The organism is Stutzerimonas tianxiuensis, from assembly GCF_053470365.1.
Genome location: NZ_JBPVWS010000020.1, coordinates 54,665 through 77,845, shown reverse-complemented (window position 1 = coordinate 77,845; position 23,181 = coordinate 54,665). Strand labels below are relative to the sequence as shown.

Here is a 23,181-nt window from a genome sequence, read left to right as displayed (position 1 = left end):
CCGCGCATTCTACAGCAGCCTTGTTTCTCGTCAAGCTGTTTTTGAAGAAGTTTTTCTTTCTTCTCAACCGCTTGCGCTTCCGATCAACCTAGCGTCTCTCGTCAGCGGGAGGCGAATCATACAGCGTTCAAACCCGCTGTCAACCACCTCTTTCAACCGCTTCCGATCAACCTGATCGAAGCCGCCAACAGGACTCAACCACCACCCTGCCAGCCCGGCGCATTCTACTCGAATTCGCCATCCGTGCAAGCCTTTATTTTCGCTAACTTCTTGATTTACAAGAGGTTTCGCTAAAGGCCTGCGCCGGAGAAGGTGCGCATTATAGGCACTCAGATTCCCACGTCAACGGTTGTTTTTGTTTTTATTCGCTAACGGATCGCCACGCCATCTGGCGTTGATTCCGACCAAGGCGCGCTCAACTGCCGGAACTCGCGCTGCAAGCAAAATCGCTGCGAGGGTGGCGTACAAGCTCCACTGGCCCGCGTCGGATCTTACAACCCAAAGCATGTGAAGCAATGCGATGACTAACGCTGGATAGACAATGCGGTGCAACTTCTTCCAGCGCTTACCGAGCTTGCGCATGCTCCAGCGCGTTGACGTCAGCGCGAGTGCTGACAGGCCTACCAGGGCGATGACCCCTAACGCTATATATGGGCGCTCAACCAACTCGGCAGCAAAATCGCCAAATTGCAAACCCAAGAGAAAGTATAGATAGGCAGCTAAATGAAGTACGGCGTAACCGAACGCCCAAAGTCCGACCTGCCTTCGAAACACAATCCAGCCGGACCAGCCAGTCAAATACCTCAGCGGCGTCATCGCCAGAGAACACAGCAGAAGAACCAAAGCGCCTTGGCCGAGATTATCAACTAGCACTTTGCCGGGATCTGGGCCCAGCGCGGCTACCGCGGCGAGATACAGCCAGTAGCACGGCACGCTAGCTATGGAACAGAAAAGCAACAACCTCCCCCAGGGATAGCGCATCAATAGTGCTTTCTCAGATCCATCCCAGCGTATAAGTGTGCGACGTCATCTTCATAGCCGTTGAACATCTGGGTCTCGCGGACATTTGGGCTGAACAGGCTCCCCGGAAGCCGTCGCTCGCGTGCCTGTGACCAACGCGGGTGGGAGACCTTGGGATTAACGTTGGCGTAAAACCCGTATTCCTGCGGAGCCATAGATTCCCAGGTGGTCGCTGGCTGTTCACGAACGAAACTGATTCGAACGATCGACTTGATGCTTTTGAACCCGTACTTCCATGGCACTACGAGGCGTAACGGCGCACCGTTCTGGTTTGGCAACACTCGTCCATACATCCCAACGGCTACCAAGCTCAGCGGGTGCATGGCCTCGTCCATTCTCAAGCCTTCAACATACGGCCAGTCGATCAGTGAAAAACCAGTACGCATACCAGGCATCTGTTCTGGACGAGCCAAGGTCTCAAAGCGAACATATTTAGCATCGGCTGTCGGCTCCAGACGACTGATCAGATCAGCAAGCGGAACCCCTAGCCACGGTATGACCATCGACCAGGCTTCGACGCAACGTAAACGATAGATACGTTCCTCAAGCGCGGCGTTCGTAACAAGATCTTCAATCGAATATTTGCCCGGCTTCGCCACTTCTCCGTCGACCGTCACGAACCAAGGTTCCGTAACAAGCTGCGGCGCGTGACGCGCTGGATCACCCTTATCCGGGCCGAACTCATAGAAATTGTTGTAATGCGTAGCATCTTGATAGGGGGTAATGGCTTCGTTCTTTACCGTTACCGCTTTCCAATGTGCCTGTCGTAGCTTTTCGTCAAACCAAGCGGGCGAGTCCGCTGGTTCCACGTCCGCATAGCGCGCCGGGTTGGGTTCAGCTTCGGCTATAGCGGGCAGCCCTGCGGCTGCGATTGAGAAAGCCGCTCCCTGAACGAACCGACGACGGTTCAGGTAGAGCGCTTCGGGGGTTATCTCTGATTCGAGACAATCACTGCGACGCGGCGTCTTGATAAGCATGATGTACTCCGCTGTCCGAGGCTGTATGAACAAGCACTAGACAGCGGATAATCTCAAAAATCAACTTTCGGCGCGCTTGCGGCGACGCATCAGGAACTGTACTGGTCCAGAAACGGCGTAGGCGAGGAAGATCAGAAGCAAAATACGCGGCGGATCACTGAACACCACGGCGAACACCAATACAACGATCAGTATCGCCACAAAGGGCACCCGCCCTTTCAGATCGAGATCCTTAAAACTGTAGTACTTGATGTTGCTGACCATCAGCAGGCCCGCGGCAGCTACCAGCAGCGCAAACAACATGATTACCGCCAAGGGCAGATCGAGACCGCGGATTCCCGGTTCGTCAAGCGCCCAAACCGCCCAGACCGATCCAGCCACAACCCCTGCAGCGGCAGGACTCGCCAGACCAATGAACCACTTCTTATCCACTTTGCCAATTTGGGTGTTGAAGCGCGCAAGCCTCAAGGCTGCGCAGGCAACGTAGATGAAGGCCACGGTCAACCCGACATTTCCGAGACTCGACAGCGCCCACTGGTAGGCGAGAACGGCCGGAGCTAGACCGAAAGCGACCATGTCCGACAGCGAATCATATTCCGCACCGAATGCGCTCTGGGTGTTGGTCAAGCGCGCGACTCGGCCATCCAGACTATCGAGCACCATGGCGACAAAGACCGTAGCAGCAGCGACGTAGAAGTTGCCATTGATAGCCGTGACAATGCAGAAAAAACCGGCAAACAGATTGGCCGTGGTGAAAAGGTTGGGGAGCAGATAGATGCCCCGATGGCGAACCTTGCGACCTTCGGCGTCCTGGCTCTCTTCGATATGCTCGTCGATCGGCAGAAGACTTTCCGTTTCGATGGATTTGTTCGGCTCTTCGGGATGCTCACTCATGCAAATTCACCTTACAGCAGGTTTGAATAATTTCGACAGGCCCTAGCACAACGGGTTCACCCTAGGCCAAACACCGGTTTATACCAGAGACACATAGCCAAAACGAAAAAAAACGCGGCCGAGGCCGCGTCCTTTCGAGCAATACCGATGATCAGTTCTTGCTCTTATCAACGATCTTGTTAGCAGCGATCCACGGCATCATGGAGCGAAGCTTCTCACCAACCACTTCGATGCCATGGGCCGCGTTGTTACGGCGATAAGCCGTCATCGATGGGTAGTTCGCAGCGCCTTCAGTGATGAACATCTTGGCGTACTCGCCGTCTTGAATGCGCTTCAGGGCATTACGCATCGCGGCGCGCGACTCGGCGTTGATGACCTCGGGGCCTGTTACGTACTCGCCATACTCGGCGTTATTGGAGATCGAGTAGTTCATGTTGGCGATTCCGCCTTCAAACATGAGGTCGACGATCAGCTTCAGCTCGTGCAAGCACTCGAAATAAGCCATTTCCGGCGCATATCCGGCTTCTACCAGTGTCTCGAAGCCAGCTTTGACCAACTCGACGCAACCGCCACACAGAACTGCCTGCTCGCCGAACAGATCGGTTTCGGTCTCGTCCTTGAAGGTGGTTTCGATAATGCCGGTACGACCGCCGCCAACACCCGATGCGTATGAAAGAGCGACGTTCTTGGCGCTACCGGAGGCGTCCTGGTAAATCGCGATCAGGTCAGGAATACCACCACCTTTGACGAACTCGGAGCGAACGGTATGACCCGGCGCTTTTGGTGCAATCATGATCACGTCGAGATCGGAACGCGGTACGACCTGGTTGTAATGAATGGAGAAGCCGTGGGCAAACGCCAGCGTGGCGCCCTTCTTCAGGTTCGGCTCGATCTCGTCACGGTACAAGCGGCCCTGGAACTCGTCGGGCGTCAGGATCATAACGACATCGGCAGCGGCAACGGCGGCAGCAACGTTATCGACTTTCAAACCATGGGCTTCGGCCTTAGCGACCGACGAGGAACCGGCACGCAGGCCAACGGTTACGTCTACGCCGGAATCTTTAAGATTGCATGCGTGGGCATGGCCCTGGGAGCCGTAGCCAATGACAGCGACTTTCTTGCCCTGGATGATGGAGAGGTCGCAATCTTTATCGTAAAAAACTTTCATGGAATTACCCCTGTTGCTGGCCGGTCGGGCCATTCGATAAGTCGTATTAGATGCTCAGCACTTTGTCGCCACGGGAAATACCCGTAACGCCACTGCGCACCACTTCCAGAATCGATGCCGTACCGATGGCCTGGATGAAACTGTCCAGCTTGTCGGTCGTGCCGGCCAGCTGGATGGTATAAACATTGGAGGTCACATCGACGATCTGCCCACGGAAGATGTCGGTGGTCCGCTTGACTTCGGCGCGCTGTGCGCCGGTTGCCTTCACCTTGATCAACATAAGCTCGCGCTCGATGTGAGCACTTTCGGACAGATCGACCAGCTTAACGACCTCTACCAACTTGTTGAGGTTCTTGGTGATCTGCTCGATTACCTCCTCGTGCCCCACCGTCGTCAGCGTCAGTCGAGAAAGCGTCGGGTCTTCGGTCGGGGCGACGGTCAGGCTTTCAATGTTGTAGTTACGCTGCGAGAACAGCCCGACCACACGCGACAAGGCACCTGGTTCGTTTTCCATCAGCAGAGAAATGATGTGTCTCATGATCAGGTCCGCTCCGTCTTGCTGAGCCACATGTCGCGCATGGCGCCGTCTTTGATCTGCATCGGGTAGACGTGCTCACTGGTATCGACAGCGATATCCAGGAACACCAGGCGATCCTTCAACGCGAAGGCTTCTTCCATCTTGGACTTCAGATCTTTCAGATCGGTGATGCGCATCCCCACATGCCCATACGCCTCGACCAGCTTGACGAAATCGGGCAGCGACTCCATGTAGGAGTGGGAGTAGCGGCTGTTGTACTGCATGTCCTGCCACTGGCGAACCATGCCCAACGCACCGTTGTTGAGGTTAATGATCTTGACCGGCAGGTCGTACTGCAGGCAGGTCGACAGCTCCTGAATGTTCATCTGAATGCTGCCTTCACCCGTAACACAGGCGACGTCGGCTTCAGGGAAGTTCAGCTTTGCACCCATCGCGGCCGGAAAGCCGAAGCCCATGGTGCCGAGGCCACCAGAGTTCAACCAGCGATTAGGCTTATCGAACTTGTAGTACTGGCACGCAAACATCTGGTGCTGGCCAACGTCCGAAGCCACATATGCATCACCCTTGGTCACTTCACACAGGGTTTCGATAACGGCCTGTGGCTTAATGATGGTGCCGTCACCCTTGTCGTATGGGAACAAGCCTCGGTTGCCGCGCCATTCCTCGATCTGCTTCCACCAGCTGGCAACAGTCTCGGCATTGGGTGCCTGGCCGATCTCCTTGACGATGGCAACCATTTCGGTGAGCACACTGTCGACCGGGCCAACGATCGGAATGTCGGCCTTGATGGTTTTGGAAATGGATGCCGGATCGATATCGATGTGGATGATTTTGGCGTTGGGGCAGAACTTCGTCGCACCGTTGATTACGCGGTCATCAAAGCGCGCGCCTACAGCCAGGATGACATCGGAATGATGCATTGCCAGGTTGGCCGTATAGCTACCGTGCATACCCAGCATGCCGACGAACTGCCGGTCGCTGCCCGGATAGCAGCCCAAGCCCATGAGGGTATTGGTAACCGGCAGATTGAGCATCTTGGCAAGCTCAGTGAGTTGCGAAGATGCACCACCCATGATCACGCCGCCACCGGCGTAAATGATCGGACGCTTGGCAGCCAGCAGAAGCTCTGCCGCTTTGCGAATCTGACCAGAATGCCCACGAACGGCCGGGCTGTATGAACGCAGCTTGGCTTTCTTCGGATAGACGTATTCGAACTTCTCGGCGGGATTGGTCATGTCTTTCGGAATGTCGACAACGACAGGACCGGGACGACCGGATTGCGCGAGGTAGAACGCTTTTTTCATCACTTCGGGAATTTCCGAAGGATGTTTGATCATGAAGCTGTGCTTAACGATGGGGCGGGAAATACCGATCATGTCGGTTTCCTGGAAAGCATCAGTGCCCACCATATTGCTGGCAACCTGCCCCGAGATGACCACCATCGGGATCGAATCCATATAAGCGGTGGCAATGCCGGTGATGGCATTGGTCGCGCCAGGGCCGGAGGTGACCAGCACTACACCGGCCTTGCCGGTGGCACGCGCATAGCCGTCGGCCATGTGGGTAGCAGCCTGCTCATGACGAACAAGGATATGCGTAACTTCCTTTTCCTTGAACAGCGCATCATAGATGTGCAGCAAGGCGCCGCCCGGATAGCCGTAGATGTACTTAACGCCTTCGTCGCGCAAGAAGCGGACGACCATTTCAGCGCCGGATAAAAGTTCCACGTTATTCACCTCTAGAACGCCAGATAGCCGCTCCGCGTCGGACCGGCCAGAATTAGGTTTACTACTAAGCAGTGCATGAGCGACGGTGGTCGCCGACTACGTCAGCTACTGTCAAAGCGAGTACTAGGGAAGCCCCAAAGTGTTGCGGGGCGCCCCTCCCAGCGCGAGGTAACGCGTTGCGGATGTTGCAGGTCGGCGCGGGTATGCACCTCATGATTGAGCGAAAGGCTCGCTTGCGGCGGCCTCTCAGAACAGCAAGCATGGAATTGTTCGGATTAGGCTTGGTCAAGTCAAGTCCGCTGTTGCCCTTCGGCTGCATTCAGCTGTGATCCAGCGCAGAATGAAGCCTCCTGTCTTTTGCGTATAGTACCGGCTTGGTTTTGCATCCACTGAAGGGAAAAGCATGCGTTTGACCATTCTCGCAGGCGGCCTGCTGCTTGCACTGAGCAGCAGCATCATGGCCGGCCAGGTTTACAAGTGGGTCGACGCCAAAGGCGTTACGCATTTTGGAGCACAGCCGCCCCAAGGCATGGCGGCCGAAACGCTCAATACGGCTATCGCCCCGCCAAAGCCAGCCGTGGCCGAAGGCAACGCACCGGAACACTCAGGCGAGTCCGAACAGCGCGACATTGACCGCAAGGTGAAGCAACAGGTTGCAGAGCAGGAAGCCGAGCGGCAACGTTATTGCACTACCCTGCGCACCAATCTGGCACAACTGCAAAACAACCCGCGCGTGCGCGTAGAAGAAGACGGCGGCACCCGGCGCCTGAATGAAGAAGAACGCCAGGCGCGTATTGGCGAAACCCAACAAAAGATCGCCGACAGCTGTAACTGAACGCAGCGACCAACGCCTGCCTATAAAGGCCGGCGTTGCTTAGCCTTCGCCCCCACTGATCAGTAGATCGAAGGTTTCAAGCGCTTCAAACAGCCCACCCACGCGCTGCGGCTGATCTTGATAAACCATTTCAGCCATCGCCAAAATTCCCGACACGGCTGGCAATGGCTGACCTTGCTCCAGAATGTGCTTCATGCGCGGTAGAAAAATCCACTGCAACCACTGATCGAACGCCAATGTATCGACGCAGAACGGCTCCTGACTGGCAAGCGCTTCAGGCGCAGGCGGCGACGACGCCCAAACCCCAAGTAACCGAAGCTCGCGCTCGATCAGTAGCAACTGGTCTGCCAACGCCGGCACTCGACTATCCATCACATCGAAACCTTGGCCCGCTCGCGCGCCTGCGCAGCGCCTGCAGCATTTCCCTGACGCTCACGCGCCTGCGCGATCAGCTCCCAGAGGCTTGCCTGCAGGGCTGGCCGGTCGCTCGCATAGCTCAGCCCACGCCGAGACAGTTGTTCGGCCTGAATGGCATCCCCTTGCGCCAGACGGACCTGAGCTAACCGATAGAGCACCTGTGGTTCGCGCGGGGCGATTCGCTGAGCCCGTTCGAGACTGGACGCAGCTCCGTTCAGGTCACCTCCTCCCTGTTGTTGCTGTGCAGTGGTAAGCAACGCCAGCACCGGCCCATCGAGCTGTTCATCGGCTGACAAGGTTCCACTGCTTGACGGGATTCCGCTAGGCATTGGCGGTCGCTGGACCGGGGCGGGCATTGGCGCGGACTGAACGGGAGGGGTCCACTGTCCAGTCCCACCGGCAGGCGCTTGCGCAGATCCCCCAGAGAAAGCGACATCAGGCGCGCCATAGGTTTGCAATGGCTCGGAGCTTTGCTGCGGCACCATGACCATAACGCCCGAGTCTGCAGGCGCAGATTGCCCACTGGTAACCGGTGCGTTAGCACGGCGGCTGGGCTGGCGCGCGGAAACCTCCTCCGATACCGGCGCGCCCGAATCGACGACGGGTATCGCGCCGCGCTTGACCGATGCGCAGCCAGGCAGCAGTGCCGCCGCCAACAATACGATCATCCATTGCTTGTTCACAGTTCAGACCTCTTAATAAACCAACCGGCCAGCCGCCACCTATGGCAACCAGCCACGAACCCAATCCATAACCGATTCAGCCGGGGCCTGGATGCCGCAGCCAGGGCCCAGAGCAGGCTCGCTTCCGCGGATATAAGGCATCTGTACGGCGCCCGGGCAATTTTCCAGCGTCCCCTCTCCGGTCCGGCCATCGACCCAGGCCATGGACACATTGTCCGGCACGGGCATCTGCAGCGGTAATGGGTCGGCACGACGCATGAAGTCCGCCCATACCTGCAACGCGCCTGTGGCACCCGTTAACGAAGTTTTGCCGTTGTCATCGCGCCCCAACCAGACCACCGCGAGTAGATCCTGACTGAAGCCTGCAAACCAGCTGTCACGGGAATCATTGGTGGTACCGGTCTTGCCTGCCAGTGCCAGCGATTTAGGGACCTGATTGTATACAGAACGCCCAGTCCCCTCGACCATCGTTCGCTGCATGGCATATTGGGTCAGGTAAATAGCGCCAGGGTCGAATCGCTGTTCGATCTTGAACGGATAGCGGCTAAGGGGTTCGCCATCGGCCGCAACGACACTGCGGATGGCCCGCAACGGAGTATTGAAGCCGCCACTGGCGATCGTCTGGTAGACGCCGGCGACTTCGATAGGGCGCAATCCGCCCGCCCCCAGCAACATCGACGGATAAGCCGGCCAATCGGGCGAAGCGCCCAAGCGCGCCAGCGTCTTTAGCACATGCGGCACGCCTAGATCCAAACCAAGCCGCGCGGTCGACAAGTTGTAGGAATTCGCCAGGGCCTGATAGAGGTAGACCGTGCCATGAGCGGTACGCCCGTAATTCTGCGGCTTCCAAACCTTGCCATCGGTTCCTTTGACCGAAAACGGCTCATCCTCAAGCAGGCTGGTCAAGGTGTATTGGCTGGGCTTTTCCAAGGCAGCAAGATAGATCGCCGGCTTGATCAGCGACCCGATTGGCCGCGATGCATCCAGCGCCCGGTTGAAGCCGGCAAAGCCTGGATGACGACTGCCCAGCATGGCCTGCAGCTCGCCGGTTTCCGGGTTGGTGACCAGCATCGCACCTTCTACGCCTTCGGCTGCCTTGCCCAGACGCTTCAGCGTATCGGTCATGGCCTTTTCAGCCTTGGATTGAATGATCGGGTCAAAGCTGGTGAAAACCCTCAGCCCTTCCTCAGTGAGGTCTTCGTCGCGATAGTCCTCTCGCAACTGCCGCTTTACCAAATCGAGAAACGCCGGGTATGAGCTGTCGGCCAGACTGCCACGCTGCGTCACGCCGAGCGGCGCCTGCCTCGCCTGAGCAGCTTCCTCTGGACTGACCACCTGCTGCTCAGCCAGCAGATCGATGATCAGATTGCGTCGTTCCATGGCGCGCTCAGGATGACGGCGAGGGTTGTAGTAGGTCGGCCCCTTGACCATGCCGACCAACAGGGCCACGTGCTGCAGTTTTAGCTCTGCGAGTGGCCGTCCAAAGAAGTACTGGCTTGCCAAACCGAAGCCATGAATGGCGCGACGACCGTCCTGACCAAGAAAGACCTCGTTCAGATAGGCCTCGAGAATCTCCGGCTTGTCGTAGTGGAGTTCAAGCAGCACCGCCATCATGGCTTCGGTAGCCTTGCGGCTCAGACTGCGCTCGTTGGTGAGATAGAAATTCTTCACCAATTGCTGGGTCAGTGTGCTGCCTCCCTGACGCACCTCCCCGGCGGTAAGGTTGACCCATACGGCACGCGCAATGGACTTAGGCGACACGCCAAAATGATCAAAGAACTCCCGATCTTCGACCGCGACCAGTGTTTCCACCAGATACGGCGGCACTTGATCGAGCTTGATCAGAATCCGGTCTTCGTTGTGCGCAGGGTAAAGCCCACCCACGACCAATGGCTCCAGCCGCGCCACCGGCAGCTCGCCGCCGTCTATGCGCGCCAGTCCCGCAACGAAGTCCCCGGAAAAACGCACCCGGATACGCTGAGACTCTTCTGCGCCCTCATAAAAGCGGAAGCCTCGTGTATGCATTTCAACCGCGTTACTGGCGACCGAAACAGTTCCTGGCCCACTCACCGACTTTTCTCGGCGGTAGCCCAACGCATCGACCTCGGTGAGAAAGTCGTCCTTATCGAGTTTTTGCCCGACAAACAATTCCAACGGCCTGGCATAGACCGTCGCAGGAATCGTCCAGCGCTTGCCAGAGAACTTCTCCTGCACCACGGCATCGAGATACACCGCAACACCGGCCAGCAGCACCAGCGCAACGATAGAAAGTTTGATAATCCAGCCTAGCCATGGGCGAGAGGCACCGGAACGGCGTTTGGAGCGGGAACGAGACGAGCGTGATTTAGTCATGGCGGCGCATTATACGCACTTTGATTTGCGCCGAAGACGGCCTCTTGGCGGTTTGCACGCTTACCGTGGATGGACATAATGGAGCGTTTCCGACTGTGTGAACTGTCTCCCAAGTGCTCACACACCCGTCCAACAAACCTACAAGGAGTGACCGTGAGCCAAGCACTGATTGCTGCACTGCAGAATCCAGCCCTGTACCCTCACCCGGTCGACGGCTTCAAAGTCATCGAGACCCATATTTCCTGGGTCATCCTTACCGGAACGTACGCCTACAAGATGAAGAAACCGGTTGATTTCGGCTTCCTCAATTTCACCGACCTCTCGGCTCGCAAACATTACTGCGAGGAAGAGCTGCGTCTGAACCAGCGCATGGCGCCAGAACTGTATCTCCAGGTCCTGCCTGTCACCGGCAGCGTCGAGCAACCGGAGATCGGCGGGAATGGCGAGCCAATCGAATACCTGTTGCAGATGCGCGAGTTTCCACAAACGCAACTGATGGCAGAGGTACAGGCCCGGGGTGAGCTGACGGACAATCACATCGACGCCCTCGCCAAGCAAATCGCCGAGTTCCACCTGAGCATCCCTCAGGTGGCTGCGGATCATGCGCTGAACAGCGCCGAGGGGATCGTCGCGCCGATGCGGCAGAACTTCGAACAGATTCGTCCGTTGCTCACCGAACAAGCAGACCTGCAGCAACTCGACGCCCTGCTGGACTGGACCGAAACCAGCATCGCCCGCCTGCAGCCCTTGCTCGAGCAGCGGTCCCACCAAGGTTTCATCCGCGAATGCCACGGCGATCTGCATCTGGGCAACGCTACGATCATCGAAGACAAGGTAGTGCTGTTCGACTGCATCGAATTCAACGAGCCATTTCGCCTGATCGACATCGCTTCCGACGCAGCTTTTCTGGCGATGGACCTGGAAGATCGTGGTTTGAAGTGTCAGGCACGGCGCTTTATCAACGGCTGGCTGGAACGCACCGGAGACTATGCCGCGCTGCAGTTGCTCAACCTCTATAAGGCGTATCGCGCGCTTGTTCGGGCCAAGGTAAGCCTGTTCCGATTGCATCAGGAAGAAGACGCCGTTCAGCGCCGGATCGTCCTGCGCCAGTATCGCAGCTACGCCAATCTGGCCGAAAGCTACAGCGCCATTCCATCCCGCTTCCTTGCCATCACCCACGGCGTATCGGCGGTCGGCAAGAGCCAGGTTGCGCTGCGCCTGGTCGAGGCTCTGGGAGCGATCAGGATTCGTTCGGATGTTGAGCGAAAACGACTCTATGGCCCGCAGCCAGAGTCACAGGCTTCTGAGCTAAACGCCGGAATTTACGATGCCGAGGCCGGCGATGCGACCTATCAGCGACTGCACTCGCTGGCTGAGAACGCGCTTAGCGCAGGCTTCTCGGTGGTGATCGATGCCACCTATCTCAGACATCAGTATCGCCAAGCCGCCTGGCAGGTCGCAGAGTCGACCGGTGTGCCTTTTATGATTCTCAGCTGCGAGGCGCCTGATGCAGTCATAGAACAGTGGCTCACCCAGCGCCAGGCTGAGGGTGGCGATCCGTCCGATGCCACACTGGCCGTGATCAAAGCACAACAGTCTTCTCGCGAGCCGCTGAGCGAGAGCGAGCAATTGCTCAACCGGCAGATCAGCACACCCGAGGCGGGAAGCCTCGACGCCTTGGTCAGTGATATTCGTCAGCGCCTGCCGGGCCTCTGACAACCGGGCTGACTGACATCTGTACAGAAAAGTGTCATCCAGGCACCGCTGAGGGCAGAACCCGGCGGTGCTTCTATACTTGTACAGGTCTGTCAGCGGAAGTCAGCCATGCCTCACAGTGTTCTGCCTTTGATGCCGCTGGACCGTTGCCATGGGTGACAGCGTCCAGCTCTTTTCAATTCGTCCTGACGATTACGCGCGGTTCCGCCCAGCGTATCCCAACAGTCTGTTCAATTGGCTCGCCGAACAGTGCTCGACGCCCCGCTGCGCGATTGACGTTGCGTCGGGCACGGGTCAGGCCGCGCGCGCACTAGCGAGCCATTTCGATCGGGTGGTGGCATGCGATGCCAGCATTGAGCAACTGACCGGCACTGCCGACTGGCGATCTGCGGAGCGATTTGCTGCACAGGCCGAGCACCTACCGCTGCGCGATGGTGTGGCCGACGTGATGGTAGTCGCACAAGCTTTGCACTGGTTCGCTACGCCGGCCTTCTTTGCCGAAGCAAAGCGGGTTTTGTCAACAGACGGTCTGTTCTGCGCCTGGTGCTACAGCTTGCTTCATATCGAACCGTCGCTGGATGCGCTGATCGGGCAGCTGCATAGCGATACGCTTAGCGGTTACTGGCCCCAGGGACGCGCCAGCGTCGATGCCGGCTACCGAGACATTCAGGTGCCATTCGAAACCTTTCAACCTCCGGCATTCGCTATCGAAACCCACTGGAGCCTGCCACAGCTACTGGGCTATCTGCGTACTTGGTCGGCAGTGAAGCGGTGGCAGCAGACCCACGACCAAGACCCAGTCACTGAACTGGAATCTAAGTTCAAGCGCCTGTGGGGGAACCCAGAACGCGTACGCCGGGTTCGCTGGCCGCTTCATTTCCTCGCCGGCTACCCAGGCCGATAGGAGCAATCATGCACGACGAGCTGTTGACCTTGAGGAATCTCGGCAAAACATCCGCGCAGTGGCTGCACGCCTCAGGCATCCACACGGCCGATGATCTGCGTCGGCTCGGCGCGGTCAGCGCTTACCATGCGGTCAAATCCAGAGGCTTCAGCGCATCAAGAGTGCTGCTATACGCCATCGAAGGCGCATTGCGTGACGTCAACTGGAAGGAACTGCCGGACACCCTGAAGACCGAGCTGAACCAGCACCTGGCCCGGCACGATTACCGAGACAAGAGCTAGCTCACAATGCTCGCCGGACAAGATTTACTCTCGTCCGGCGCGGCCTTATGGTGAGCACGCGCATCGCTCCAACTCAGTGAGCCCGCTTGTCCAAGGATTGCCGACATGTATCTACTCGGGGAACAACCGGCCTATGCCGATCAACTGATCAACCGTTTGCAGGGGATCCCCGCGCAACTGCTCGAAGGCCTCGCCCCTTCGGCACCTACTATCGAGATCAAGGGTTCCAGCGACCTGGCGCAGGATCTACCCGAGCAGCACCTGTTCATCATCGACAGCGGGCTGCTGCATGCACTGGTCGATGAAAGACCGCTGTTTTACATGCAGGAAGGCGACCTGCTTGGGCTGCGTCAAGGAATGGAACTGCCGCTTTGTCGTTACCGCAGCGAGGAAGCTATTCGCCTGATTCCCTATTCGCGCAGCGAGGTGTTTCGCCACATTCATACCGATCAGCGTCGTCAGGAACTTTATACCCAGTACCTGATTGGGCAGACGGCGCTGTTGTCAGACGCATTGGCGCGCCTTAAGCAACCCGAGATCCACCCCACAACCGGTTTCCAGCATTTTGCCGCGGGCGACGAGTTGATTCGTCAGGGGGACGATGCGGACAACGTGTTCATCATCATCGATGGCCACGCCGAGGCTTTTGTAGATGGCCAGAAGGTTGGCGACGTGCAGCGTGACGAGATTTTCGGGGCGATGGCCGTCTTCACTCAGGAGAAGCGCAGCGCGACCGTCGTCGCCACCGCCGCCTGTACCGTCATGCTTATTCCCAAGGATCAGTTTCTCAGCTTGATGCAGAGCAACCCCAAGATTGCCCACAGCCTGATAGAAAGCATGGCCAGGCGCATCGACTTGCTGAATAAAGAGGTCACCCAGCTGCGCATGCCCCTTTCCGCCTAGCGCCAAGAGCCCCCGACGAAGCCGAGAAAATTTATTTGTATTCTCCTGTTGACCAACGAATGAGAATTGTTATTATTAGCGCCACTGGTCGCGAGATCAGCCGGTAAGCTGAAAGAACGGGCAGTCGGACTTTCAGGTTATCTCCTCATCAGGCTAATCACGGTTTTGACCCGGCTCTTGCCGGGTCTTTTTTTGTCCGCGCAAACATTGGCTCCGCGTAAACGTTATGCCAACTACTCGGTCGCTTTCCGAAGTCCGGCACAATGGTCCTGCTGCGGCTGAGCGGGGGTATACCAGACGAAATCTGCCTGACCGGCGCGAACCACATCTTCCACCTCCGCAAGTATCAGTACACGGGTGGTCACTCGGCCGTCATGGCTCTCAAGATGCAGCGGCACGCCGAGATCTCGCCGGACGTGGAAAGCACCGGCCAACAACATCGCCGGCTTCGGCGCAGCATCCAGCTGGTCAGCCATTCGCTGGTCGCGCTGCTGCTGCACCGCCAGCATGGCAGGCAGCTGCGTCTCGGGCAGCATGTCGCAATGTGAAATCCGAATCTGCTCAAGCAAGGTCCGCTGCACCTCATTGTCAGCGGGCGCACCGGTCAGCGTGGGTATACGGCGATAGACCCGCATGATCTCCGCTCTGTCGAGATTGGCCGACATCAACGGATACGGCTGCGCCAGCGCATGCCTGACCACCGGCGCGTACTGCTTCCATTCCCAGCCGTTTTGCCAGTCCAGCGCAGCCGCCAGATCCGCCGGCCATTCCCCGAGGTCAATCAATGCCTGCACCTGCGCCACATCATCCTGCTGATCCGGATTCAGCATTTCCAGCAACAGGCTGCCCTGCGCCCGGTGCTGCGCCAATGCCTGAAGAAGCCAGAGCTGCAGGGCATGATGGTCCGGGTTGTCATGTCGCTCTCCAACCAGGACCTGATCGACCTTGGCCAGCTCGTCAATCAACCGTTTCGGCGAGATATGCTCGCCGCTTCGCAAATCGACAATCCGTCCCAGATCGGGATGCTCACGCCCCTCCGGGCTTTGCCAGGTCGGCAAGAGCGGCTGCGATTGGCAGGCAGTGAGCAGAAGCATGACGAGGGGCAATAGCAATCGCATGGGGTAATCCTCAGCGGGCAATAACTAGCGGATGGCCTCGTTCCGGGTGTCGCTGGATCAGCACATCGAGACCGAACACCGACTTCAGCGGGTCGGCCTGCAACACCTGCTCGGGCGTACCGCTCAGTTGCACATGTCCGCCAGCCATCAACAACAGGCGATCGCAGTAGCGCGCCGCAAGATTGAGATCATGCAGGATAACCAGTACCGCACCGCCCAGCTCGGCAAACTGGCGAATCGCGTGCAAGGTGCTGTGCTGATGCTGCGGATCGAGCATGGCTGTAGGTTCGTCAAGCAACAGTACTTGCCCGGTACGCCCAGGCCAGAGCTGGGCGAACACCCGAGCGAGGTGCACGCGCTGCTGCTCGCCTCCGGACAGTGACAAGTAGCTCCGCTGCGGCAGATGCTGCGCATCTGCCGCACGAAGCGCAGCCGCCACAATCGTCCGGTCGGCCTCACACCCCGTGTCATGGGGTAAACGCCCCAGGCCAACCACTTCATCGACACGAAAACCAAAACTCAAGGTTGAGCTCTGCGGCAGTACTGCCAGACAACGGGCGCGCTCGGGGCCATGCCAGTCGTGCAAAGGTTTCTGATGCAGCAGCACCTCGCCAGCGTTGAGAGGCAGCTCTCCACTCAAAGCGCCAACCAAAGTGCTTTTACCTGCGCCGTTTGGCCCCAGCACCCCTAGGACCTCACCCGGTTTAAGCCTGACGTCAACGTCAACAAGAACGTTGGACGCCCCTCGCCGAACGCAGCCCCCCTGCAAACTGAGCATCAGTGAGGCTGCCGCAATAGCAGATAGAGAAAGAAAGGCGCACCCAGCAGCGCAGTGACAATCCCGATCGGCAGCTCCGCAGGCACGAGCATAAGCCGAGCAAGAAGATCGGCAAGGAGCAGCAGACTGCCCCCTGCCAACGCCGACGCCGGTAACAGCAATCGGTGGTCGGGGCCAATCAGCAGCCTGACAAGATGGGGAACCACCAAACCAACAAACCCGATCATTCCTGCCGCCGCTACCGCAGCGCCGACGCTGAGTGCCGTGCAGAACACCAGCTCGCGCTTGAGGCGCTCGACATCAAAGCCCAGATGACGCGCCTCCGACTCACCCAACAAAAGAGCGTTTAGCGCCCGCGCCCGGCGAGGTAGCCAGAATGCCACGGCCACTGTCACCAGCAAGAGTGGCCAGAGCCGTGCGTAGCTTGCGCCGTTAAGGCTGCCCAGATTCCAGAAGGTCAAGGTACGTAACGCATTGTCGTCAGCTACATAGGTGAAAAGCCCAATCACTGCGCCCGCCAGAGCAGTCAGCGCAATACCGGCGAGCAGCATCGTCGCGACATGGGTACGCCCATCCCGCCGACCAAGGCGATAAACCATCCAAGTGACGCTTAGGCCACCGAGAAATGCGCTGACCGACAACAGATAGGGCTCGAGCAAGGGGGAGATCCCGCCGACCAGCTCACCCCCGACGATGGTGGCGGCGGCGCCTAGTGCGGCACCGCTGGAAACACCGACCAACCCCGGGTCGGCCAGTGGATTACGAAATAAGCCCTGCATGGCGACGCCGGACAACGCCAGCACCGCGCCTACGCTCAAGCCAAGCAAGGCGCGTGGCAATCTGATCTGCCCGAGGATCAGCACAGCCTGGTCGACGCCCTCACCTCCCGTCGATAAGCCAAACAGCTGCAATAGAGCGTGCAGAATGTCGATCAGCGGCAGATGGACCGGCCCAAGCGCCAGCGACAACCAGAAAGCGATCAGCCACACGAGGCCCAGCGAAAGAAATAAGGGGCGTGCGGATAGCACTGGGCTCATCAAAAGTTTCGCCAGTTGAGGTTCGAGCCGAAGGATAAAAGCCAGCCACTGACTCCGCCAGCGCTATCTCTGTTCGGCAACCCTGTCGCTACCGATTGGGTGATAATCCTTCGCAAATAAGGAGGACCCGATGATTCGATTGTGCGAGACCACAGACGTGATGGAGGGGCAAAGCAAGGGTTTCGAACGAGAAGGACAGCGCCTGCTGACGATTCGCAAGGATGGGACGCTATATGTCTACAAGAACCGTTGCCCACATCGCGGAATCCCGCTGGAGTGGCTGCCAGACCAGTTTCTTGACAGCAGCGGCAGCCTCATCCAATGCGCGACCCACGGCGCGCTGTTTCTTATCGATAGCGGCAAATGCGTCGCTGGCCCCTGCGCTGGACAAGCACTGCAGGCACTGCCGTACGTCGAGCAAAACGGCACCATCTGGTTACAGAACGTGCGCTAGTGCGACGTTGCGTACGAGCGACGATTGGCCGCGTTGGGTATCATGCGGCCACTGCTTCCCGTGAGATGACCATGCGCCGTTTGCTGAGTCTACTGATCCTATTGTTCGCCCTCCCCGCTGTTGCCGGCCTGTTCGACAGCCGCCCCAGCTCGACGCTTGGGGGGCTGAACAACAGTGCTGACTTCCTGCCGGTACGCGAAGCGTTTCGCCTGAGCCTGGTCGACGCATCGCCAGAACAGGTCAAGCTGCGCTTCGTTGCAGCGGAGGGCTATTACCTCTACCGGCACCAGTTCAAATTCAAGACCAATACGTCCGGTGTTGTTATCGGCGAAGCGAACCTGCCCGCGGGAGAGCAAAAGACCGACGACTATTTCGGCGAAGTCGAAGTCTATTACGGCGTACTCGACGTCGAACTACCAATCCGCAACCCGCAGAACCAGCCCTTTTCCTTACTGGTGACCTATCAAGGCTGTGCAGACAAGGGTTTGTGCTATCCGCCGGAGACCGAGTCCATCGATATTGGCGGCACGCCGAAGGCCGCACCTGCAGCGACGGATACAAGCATTGCAACTGAGACCACTGCCGAGCTGTCCTGGCGCTCGGTGGCGTTGTTCTTTCTCGCAGGACTGGGGCTGACGTTCACGCCCTGCGTGTTGCCCATGTTGCCGATCCTTTCCGGTGTCGTTTTGCGCGGGCAGATCGGAGGAACGCGCAGCTTTGGTCTGTCGCTCGCGTACGTCCTGCCAATGGCGGCCGGCTTCGCCGTGCTTGGCGCGCTGATGGGCATGTTCGGAGCTGAACTGAATCTGCAGGCCCGCTTGCAGTCGCCCTGGATTCTGGTGCCGTTCGCGCTGTTTTTCGTCGCCTTTGCCTTGGCCATGTTCGGACTGTTCGAGTTACGTTTGCCGCAAGCGATGGGCCACCGCCTCGAGCGCATTGCTGGCAATGCCAGAGGCGGTTCCTTCCTCGGTGCCGCGGTGCTCGGAGCGGTCTCCAGCCTACTGGTTTCGCCATGCGTCTCGGCACCCCTTGCGGGCGCCTTGCTGTATATCAGCGCCAGTGGCGATGCGCTGGGTGGCGGCCTCAAGCTGTTCGCCCTTGGCTTAGGAATGGGCACGCCACTGATTCTGTTCGCCATTGGCGGCGGCGCCCTACTGCCCAAGAGCGGCCCATGGATGGTCACGGTACGCAACGTCTTTGGTGTGTTGCTCTTGGCGGTTGCCGTGTGGATGCTCGAACGAGTCTTGCCAGGCCCGCTAGCGCTGGCGCTGTGGGGCTTGCTGGCTGCCGGCACGGCACTGTTCCTAGGCACGCTGGAATTTGGTCTCAAGACACCCCGACAGAAACTCGCACAGCTGCTGGGCCTGGTGCTGCTGGTCTATGCCCTGGCGGCCTGGGTCGGTGCGCTGCAGGGAAACTCCGATCCGCTGCGACCGCTGCCTCGCTCCACCTCAGTTGCCGCCGGTGGCTCCGCCAGCGAAACAGAAGCCTGGCGCACAGTGACTACCCCGACTGAACTCGACGCCCAACTCAGCGCGGCGCAGGCAGCAGGCCAACCGCTGATGCTCGATTGGTACGCTGACTGGTGTATCAGCTGCAAAGTGATCGAGCGCGAAGTGTTCGCCGCTCCAGAGATTGCGCCACGTCTTGCAGACTACCGTCTGGTTCGCTTCGACATTACCGACAGCAACCCGGAGCAGCGGGCATTACTCGACCGCTATAAGCTCTTCGGCCCGCCAGCGGTTCTGTTCTTTGATCGCACCGGCAAGGAGCTGACCGACGCAAGGGTCGTCGGCGAAATCGATGCCGGTCAGTTCATGGAGCGACTGGACCGCGCCGAAGCCTCTCTGTAGACAGTCTCTGCAGCAAACTCCAGTCATAATGTCGGCATTTACGCCGATCAACACATGACTGGACAGTCAGCCCTCGCTTCGTGCATAGTTTTTCCCCTCACCGATGGGCGCTCGCTCAAGTGCCCGTCTGGACAGAACAACAAGGAATACTCATGGCGACGTTTCTGGTCCTCCACGGCCCGAATCTGAATTTGCTTGGCACCCGTGAACCCGGCGTCTATGGCGCCACGACGCTGGCGCAGATCAACCAGGATCTGGAGCAGCGAGCCCGTGATGCCGGCCACCATCTGCTGCATCTACAGTCCAATGCCGAGTACGAGCTGATCGAGCGCATCCATGCCGCACGTAGCGAAGGCGTGGATTTCATCCTGATCAATCCCGCCGCCTTTACGCACACCAGCGTTGCGCTACGTGACGCGCTGCTGGCGGTGAGCATCCCATTCATCGAAGTGCACCTGTCAAACGTGCACAAGCGTGAACCTTTCCGCCATCACTCCTATTTCTCGGATGTCGCGGTAGGGGTGATCTGCGGTCTTGGCGCCAGCGGCTACCGCCTGGCATTGGAGGCCGCCCTGGAACAACTCGCTGCTTCCTGACAGGACCGCGCGCAACACGCGACGGCCTCGAAGAAGCGAGCAGCAATGCCCTTTGAACTTACCTGGGAGTCACTGCTTCATGGATATTCGCAAAGTCAAGAAACTGATCGAGCTGCTGGAAGAGTCTGGTATCGACGAACTGGAAATTCACGAAGGCGAAGAGTCCGTTCGCATCAGCCGTCATAGCAAGCAGGTTGCAATGCAGCAGCCTTATTATGCGCAAGCACCAATGCCGGCCCCCGCAGCCGCTCCTGCCGTCGCCCCTGCCGCCGACGCCGCGCCTGCACAGCCGAAACTCAACGGCACCGTAGTCCGATCGCCGATGGTCGGCACCTTCTACCGCGCCTCCTCGCCGGAGTCGGCCAACTTCGTTGAAGTCGGTCAGAGCGTTAAGAAAGGCGACATCCTCTGCATCGTCGAAGCGATGAAGATGATGAACCACATCGAGGCCGAAACCAGCGGCACCATCGAATCCATCCTGGTGGAGAATGGTCAGCCGGTCGAATACGACCAGCCGCTGTTCACCATCGTTTGAACCGCGGAGAGCCAGCGATGTTGGAAAAAGTACTAATCGCCAACCGCGGTGAAATCGCCCTGCGGATTTTGCGAGCCTGCAAAGAGCTGGGGATCAAGACCGTCGCGGTTCATTCCACCGCCGATAGGGAGCTGATGCACCTGGCCTTGGCCGACGAGTCCGTCTGCATCGGCCCGGCCCTCGCGACCAACTCCTACCTGCACATCCCCTCGATCATTGCCGCAGCGGAAGTGACCGGCGCTACCGCAATTCATCCGGGCTATGGCTTTCTTGCCGAAAACGCCGATTTCGCCGAGCAAGTGGAAAAATCCGGTTTTGCCTTTGTCGGCCCGAAAGCCGAAACCATTCGCCTGATGGGCGACAAGGTCTCAGCCAAGGACGCAATGATCAAAGCCGGAGTACCTGTGGTACCGGGCTCTGACGGACCGCTTCCGGAAGACGAGGCCGAAGCGCTACGCATCGCTCGTGAAGTGGGCTACCCGGTTATCATCAAGGCCGCTGGTGGCGGTGGCGGCCGCGGCATGCGTGTCGTTCATCACGAAGAAGACCTCATCAAGTCGGCCAAACTGACACGCACCGAAGCGGGCGCGGCGTTCGGAAACCCGATGGTCTATCTCGAGAAGTTCCTCGGCAACCCACGCCACGTGGAAGTTCAGGTGCTGTCCGATGGCCAAGGCAACGCCGTACACCTGGGCGATCGCGACTGCTCGCTCCAGCGCCGTCACCAGAAGGTCCTGGAAGAAGCGCCTGCGCCGTACATTGATGAAAAAGCACGTGCCGAAGTGCTCAAGCGCTGCACTGACGCCTGCGTAGAGATCGGCTACCGGGGCGCCGGTACCTTTGAGTTCCTGTACGAAGATGGGCACTTCTACTTCATCGAGATGAACACCCGCGTTCAGGTAGAGCATCCGGTCACCGAGATGGTGACGGGCGTCGACATCGTCAAGGAAATGCTCAGCATTGCAGCCGGCAACAAGCTGTCGATCAAACAGGACGATGTGGTTATTCGCGGCCATTCCCTGGAATGCCGGATCAATGCCGAAGATCCTTCGAACTTCCTGCCGAGCCCGGGCAAGGTCAAGCACTTCCACGCGCCTGGCGGCTTTGGCGTACGGGTCGATTCGCACCTTTACAGCGGTTATTCGGTACCGCCGAATTACGATTCGCTGATAGGCAAGCTGATCACCTACGGCGCCACTCGTGAAGAAGCCATGGCACGCATGCGCAACGCCCTCGACGAAATCGTCGTCGACGGCATCAAGACCAACATCCCTCTGCACCGGGATCTGGTGCGTGATGAAGGCTTCTGCAAAGGCGGCGTGAACATCCATTACCTGGAAAAGAAGCTGGGAATGGACAAGCACTGATCCAGTGCTGACATCAGCAAGGGCTGCCAAACGGCAGCCCTTGTCGTTTCTGGCATCGCCAAGATGGAAGCCTCCAACACGCTCCAGTAAGATCCCGACTTTTGCGACCGGCTATTCCGGTTGCTCGCTGCGAGAGACCACAATGCCTTGGTTACAACTTCGTCTTGCCATTTCCCCAGAACAGGCAGAAGCCCTCGAAGACGCGCTCCTGGGCGTTGGCGCAGTGTCAGTGACGTTCATGGACGCCGAAGACCAGCCCATATTCGAACCCGACCTCAATACGACGCCACTGTGGTCACATACCCATCTGCTGGCATTGTTCGAAGGCGATGCCGATGAAACTAACCTACTGGCCCACCTGCGGTTGCTAACCGGCGGTGAGTTGCCTGAATACCAGCTTGAGCGCATCGAAGACCAGGACTGGGAACGCAGCTGGATGGACAATTTTCACCCGATGCGTTTCGGCAGCCGTCTATGGATAGTACCGAGCTGGCACGCTGCTCCGGAGCCGGATGCAGTGAATCTTTTGCTCGACCCCGGGCTGGCCTTTGGCACCGGCACTCATCCAACCACGGCACTTTGCCTGGAGTGGCTTGATGCTCAGCCATTGGAGGGTCTGGATGTACTCGATTTCGGCTGCGGCTCGGGCATTCTAGCCATTGCTGCCCTGCTTCTGGGCGCGAAGCAAGCCGTCGGAACTGACATCGACGTGCAGGCCCTTGAAGCATCACGCGACAATGCCGGGCGCAACGGCATCGACCCGGCACGCTTCCCGCTGCATCTGCCCGAGCAGCTACCCGAGGGTCAGGCTGACGTGGTGGTCGCCAACATTCTTGCCGGCCCGCTGGTGGCATTGGCGCCGCGCATTATCGAAAGGGTCAAGCACCGCGGCCGTCTCGCCCTGTCGGGAATATTGGCCGAGCAAGCTGAAGAGGTGCGTGCCGCCTATGCCAACCAGTTCGAGCTCGACCCGACGGCGGAAAAAGACGGCTGGGTCCGCATCACCGGTATCCGTCGATTCTGAGCAT

The 23,181-nt window shown here is 58.6% G+C and carries 23 protein-coding genes; 11 read left to right on the top strand and 12 right to left on the bottom strand.

The genetic code is table 11. The annotated features are described in order from the left end of the window. Nucleotides 1-342: 342 nt before the first annotated feature. The 6 genes from msrQ to ACSSNI_RS20215 all read right to left on the bottom strand — a co-directional run bounded on the left by msrQ (nucleotide 343) and on the right by ACSSNI_RS20215 (nucleotide 6,324). Nucleotides 343-981, bottom strand: coding sequence for a protein-methionine-sulfoxide reductase heme-binding subunit MsrQ (gene msrQ / locus ACSSNI_RS20240; protein ID WP_448260128.1), 639 nt, complete (start codon nucleotides 979-981; stop codon nucleotides 343-345). Then, nucleotides 981-1,997 (bottom strand): protein-methionine-sulfoxide reductase catalytic subunit MsrP, encoded by a 1,017-nt coding sequence (gene msrP, locus ACSSNI_RS20235; protein WP_448260122.1) that lies wholly within the window; start codon nucleotides 1,995-1,997, stop codon nucleotides 981-983. Before msrP ends, msrQ begins: the two co-directional genes overlap by 1 nt. Before the next feature lie 60 nt (nucleotides 1,998-2,057). After that, nucleotides 2,058-2,891, bottom strand: a complete 834-nt coding sequence (gene pssA / locus ACSSNI_RS20230; RefSeq protein ID WP_159967294.1) for a CDP-diacylglycerol--serine O-phosphatidyltransferase — start codon at nucleotides 2,889-2,891, stop codon at nucleotides 2,058-2,060. A 151-nt stretch (nucleotides 2,892-3,042) separates the two neighbouring features. Further along, nucleotides 3,043-4,059: a ketol-acid reductoisomerase gene (ilvC, locus tag ACSSNI_RS20225; RefSeq protein ID WP_448260120.1), complete on the bottom strand. Its 1,017-nt coding sequence runs from the start codon at nucleotides 4,057-4,059 to the stop codon at nucleotides 3,043-3,045. A 46-nt stretch (nucleotides 4,060-4,105) separates the two neighbouring features. Beyond that, nucleotides 4,106-4,597: an acetolactate synthase small subunit gene (gene ilvN, locus ACSSNI_RS20220; RefSeq protein WP_073298694.1), complete on the bottom strand. Its 492-nt coding sequence runs from the start codon at nucleotides 4,595-4,597 to the stop codon at nucleotides 4,106-4,108. 2 nt (nucleotides 4,598-4,599) lie between these two features. Beyond that, the gene (locus ACSSNI_RS20215) at nucleotides 4,600-6,324 is read right to left on the bottom strand and encodes an acetolactate synthase 3 large subunit (RefSeq protein WP_148925041.1); all 1,725 of its coding nucleotides are present in this window, start codon (nucleotides 6,322-6,324) and stop codon (nucleotides 4,600-4,602) included. Nucleotides 6,325-6,727: 403 nt separating this feature from the next. Here ACSSNI_RS20215 and ACSSNI_RS20210 point away from each other — a divergent pair, with 403 nt between their 5' ends. After that, nucleotides 6,728-7,159, top strand: coding sequence for a DUF4124 domain-containing protein (locus tag ACSSNI_RS20210; RefSeq protein WP_448260117.1), 432 nt, complete (start codon nucleotides 6,728-6,730; stop codon nucleotides 7,157-7,159). A 39-nt stretch (nucleotides 7,160-7,198) separates the two neighbouring features. Here the strand turns inward: ACSSNI_RS20210 and ACSSNI_RS20205 are convergent, their stop codons facing one another. The 3 genes from ACSSNI_RS20205 to mrcB are packed head-to-tail and all read right to left on the bottom strand — an operon-like array spanning nucleotide 7,199 to nucleotide 10,611. Further along, nucleotides 7,199-7,531, bottom strand: a complete 333-nt coding sequence (locus ACSSNI_RS20205; RefSeq protein ID WP_448260115.1) for a YqcC family protein — start codon at nucleotides 7,529-7,531, stop codon at nucleotides 7,199-7,201. Then, complete coding sequence (locus ACSSNI_RS20200) at nucleotides 7,531-8,244, bottom strand: tetratricopeptide repeat protein (RefSeq protein WP_448260126.1); 714 nt, start codon at nucleotides 8,242-8,244, stop codon at nucleotides 7,531-7,533. Before ACSSNI_RS20200 ends, ACSSNI_RS20205 begins: the two co-directional genes overlap by 1 nt. A 54-nt stretch (nucleotides 8,245-8,298) precedes the next feature. Next, complete coding sequence (gene mrcB, locus ACSSNI_RS20195; protein WP_448260113.1) at nucleotides 8,299-10,611, bottom strand: penicillin-binding protein 1B; 2,313 nt, start codon at nucleotides 10,609-10,611, stop codon at nucleotides 8,299-8,301. A 153-nt stretch (nucleotides 10,612-10,764) separates the two neighbouring features. Here mrcB and ACSSNI_RS20190 point away from each other — a divergent pair, with 153 nt between their 5' ends. From ACSSNI_RS20190 to ACSSNI_RS20175, 4 genes are all read left to right on the top strand, one after another. Continuing rightward, nucleotides 10,765-12,327: a bifunctional aminoglycoside phosphotransferase/ATP-binding protein gene (locus ACSSNI_RS20190; protein WP_448260111.1), complete on the top strand. Its 1,563-nt coding sequence runs from the start codon at nucleotides 10,765-10,767 to the stop codon at nucleotides 12,325-12,327. 151 nt (nucleotides 12,328-12,478) lie between these two features. Beyond that, the gene (locus ACSSNI_RS20185; RefSeq protein WP_448260110.1) at nucleotides 12,479-13,231 is read left to right on the top strand and encodes a class I SAM-dependent methyltransferase; all 753 of its coding nucleotides are present in this window, start codon (nucleotides 12,479-12,481) and stop codon (nucleotides 13,229-13,231) included. Nucleotides 13,232-13,239: 8 nt separating this feature from the next. Further along, nucleotides 13,240-13,512 (top strand): TfoX/Sxy family protein, encoded by a 273-nt coding sequence (locus tag ACSSNI_RS20180; RefSeq protein WP_148925047.1) that lies wholly within the window; start codon nucleotides 13,240-13,242, stop codon nucleotides 13,510-13,512. 105 nt (nucleotides 13,513-13,617) lie between these two features. Beyond that, nucleotides 13,618-14,415: a cyclic nucleotide-binding domain-containing protein gene (locus ACSSNI_RS20175; RefSeq protein WP_319299577.1), complete on the top strand. Its 798-nt coding sequence runs from the start codon at nucleotides 13,618-13,620 to the stop codon at nucleotides 14,413-14,415. A gap of 233 nt (nucleotides 14,416-14,648) precedes the next feature. Here ACSSNI_RS20175 and ACSSNI_RS20170 read toward each other — a convergent pair whose 3' ends face one another. Genes ACSSNI_RS20170 through ACSSNI_RS20160 form a run of 3 tightly spaced genes read right to left on the bottom strand, consistent with a single transcriptional unit; the run spans nucleotide 14,649 to nucleotide 17,348 of the window. After that, nucleotides 14,649-15,533: a ChaN family lipoprotein gene (locus ACSSNI_RS20170; protein WP_319299578.1), complete on the bottom strand. Its 885-nt coding sequence runs from the start codon at nucleotides 15,531-15,533 to the stop codon at nucleotides 14,649-14,651. Between the two features lie 10 nt (nucleotides 15,534-15,543). After that, nucleotides 15,544-16,311, bottom strand: a complete 768-nt coding sequence (locus ACSSNI_RS20165) for a heme ABC transporter ATP-binding protein (protein WP_448260107.1) — start codon at nucleotides 16,309-16,311, stop codon at nucleotides 15,544-15,546. Next, nucleotides 16,311-17,348, bottom strand: a complete 1,038-nt coding sequence (locus tag ACSSNI_RS20160; protein WP_448260106.1) for a FecCD family ABC transporter permease — start codon at nucleotides 17,346-17,348, stop codon at nucleotides 16,311-16,313. Before ACSSNI_RS20160 ends, ACSSNI_RS20165 begins: the two co-directional genes overlap by 1 nt. Before the next feature lie 130 nt (nucleotides 17,349-17,478). Here ACSSNI_RS20160 and ACSSNI_RS20155 point away from each other — a divergent pair, with 130 nt between their 5' ends. The 6 genes from ACSSNI_RS20155 (at nucleotide 17,479) to prmA (ending at nucleotide 23,177) form a co-directional block, all read left to right on the top strand. Next, nucleotides 17,479-17,802 (top strand): Rieske (2Fe-2S) protein, encoded by a 324-nt coding sequence (locus ACSSNI_RS20155; protein ID WP_448260104.1) that lies wholly within the window; start codon nucleotides 17,479-17,481, stop codon nucleotides 17,800-17,802. A 71-nt stretch (nucleotides 17,803-17,873) separates the two neighbouring features. After that, entirely contained in the window at nucleotides 17,874-19,655 is a 1,782-nt protein-coding gene (locus ACSSNI_RS20150; RefSeq protein ID WP_448260102.1) for a protein-disulfide reductase DsbD, read from the top strand. Between the two features lie 152 nt (nucleotides 19,656-19,807). Next, a complete protein-coding gene (aroQ, locus tag ACSSNI_RS20145; protein ID WP_448260100.1) occupies nucleotides 19,808-20,251 on the top strand; it encodes a type II 3-dehydroquinate dehydratase in 444 nt (147 codons plus the stop codon). 79 nt (nucleotides 20,252-20,330) lie between these two features. Further along, entirely contained in the window at nucleotides 20,331-20,786 is a 456-nt protein-coding gene (gene accB, locus ACSSNI_RS20140; protein WP_448260098.1) for an acetyl-CoA carboxylase biotin carboxyl carrier protein, read from the top strand. A gap of 17 nt (nucleotides 20,787-20,803) precedes the next feature. After that, nucleotides 20,804-22,153, top strand: a complete 1,350-nt coding sequence (accC, locus tag ACSSNI_RS20135; protein WP_102836812.1) for an acetyl-CoA carboxylase biotin carboxylase subunit — start codon at nucleotides 20,804-20,806, stop codon at nucleotides 22,151-22,153. A 142-nt stretch (nucleotides 22,154-22,295) separates the two neighbouring features. Continuing rightward, on the top strand, nucleotides 22,296-23,177 hold the full coding sequence (gene prmA / locus ACSSNI_RS20130) for a 50S ribosomal protein L11 methyltransferase (protein ID WP_448260096.1): 882 nt from the start codon (nucleotides 22,296-22,298) through the stop codon (nucleotides 23,175-23,177). Nucleotides 23,178-23,181: the final 4 nt, after the last annotated feature.